Below are 1,142 nucleotides of genomic sequence, written 5' to 3'. Positions count from 1 at the left end.
GCCAAGGGCGACATCGTCATCCTCGACAATCTCGGCAGCCATAAGGGCCAAGCTGTCCGTCGTGCCATCCGGGCCGCAGGCGCGCACCTCTTCTTCCTGCCGCCTTACAGCCCGGACCTCAATCCCATCGAGCAAGTCTTTGCCAAGCTCAAGCACCTAATTAGGAGAGAACAGCCTCGCACAGTCGAAGCGACATGGCGCAAGGCTGGTGAAATGCTCGACTGCTTCTCGCCAGCAGAATGCGCAAACTACCTCACAAACTCAGGATATGCTTCCGTATGAAAGCAGCAGGCTCTAGTGCTCGGCCGATAGCAGGCGGCGAGAGAGTGCTCACGTGAAGAATATGTTATATAATGCATCCTCTTCTTCACCACTCAGGATCACGCATCATTGTTCTCAGCGACTACACGCCTCTCCCCTCGCGCCAACAAGGCGCCGCGATGTCCGAGCAAGGATTAAGCAAATAAGAAGTCCCACGACTGCAGGCTTGAAAGAGCGACATTCCTTAACGTTATGGTGTTGTCGGAATCGGCCATGATAATTGTATCATTCCCGGACTGCTCGCTTGCCGCAAAAAGCGATTCCCAATCGACGAAAATGTTGTGATCGATCGAGATCGCGTCATGTGCGGAGCCGGTTGCCACGAAGTTTGTGATCGTATCGTGGCCCCAGTTCGCCGAATAAACGAAGACGTCGGCTGCTGCTCCACCAGTGAGAGTATCGTTGCCGGCGCCACCGGTCAGCGTATTAGAACCACTACCACCGACGATAACATTGTTCAGCGCATTGCCTGTTCCGGCAAACGGCCCCGTTCCGATAAATGTGAGGTTCTCGACATCGCTGCCAAGCGTATAGATCGCCAGGTTGGTTCGAACCGTATCGGTCCCGGCATCGGCAGCTTCGGTGACGATGTCGCCGGCATTGTCGACGATATAGGTGTCGTGGCCCGCACCACCGATTAAGGTGTCCGCATCGGCCCCGCCGTTCAGCGTGTCATTGCCGGCGCCACCGGTGATCGTGTTGGCGAGCGCATTGCCGGCGCCGCTGAAGTTGGCGGATCCGGTATAGGTCAGGTTCTCGACATTGTTGCCGAGCGTATAGCCGGCAAGCGCCGTCTGGACCGTGTCCGTCCCTTCGTTCAC

General features: G+C 56.7%; 1 protein-coding gene and 1 pseudogene. One reads left to right on the top strand and one right to left on the bottom strand.

Annotated elements, in window-relative coordinates:
- On the top strand, positions 1-282 hold a 282-nt coding region (locus PH551_RS32765; RefSeq protein ID WP_285195385.1), incomplete at its 5' end, for a transposase.
- A 173-nt stretch (positions 283-455) separates the two neighbouring features.
- Here the strand turns inward: PH551_RS32765 and PH551_RS32760 are convergent.
- Positions 456-1,142, bottom strand: a pseudogene (locus PH551_RS32760) (hypothetical protein); the annotation flags it as partial.

Source organism: Rhizobium atlanticum, from assembly GCF_030182485.1.
GTDB lineage: Bacteria > Pseudomonadota > Alphaproteobacteria > Rhizobiales > Rhizobiaceae > Rhizobium.
The sequence above is the reverse complement of the archived record's forward strand: the minus strand, read 5'-3'. Positions and strand labels throughout refer to the sequence as shown.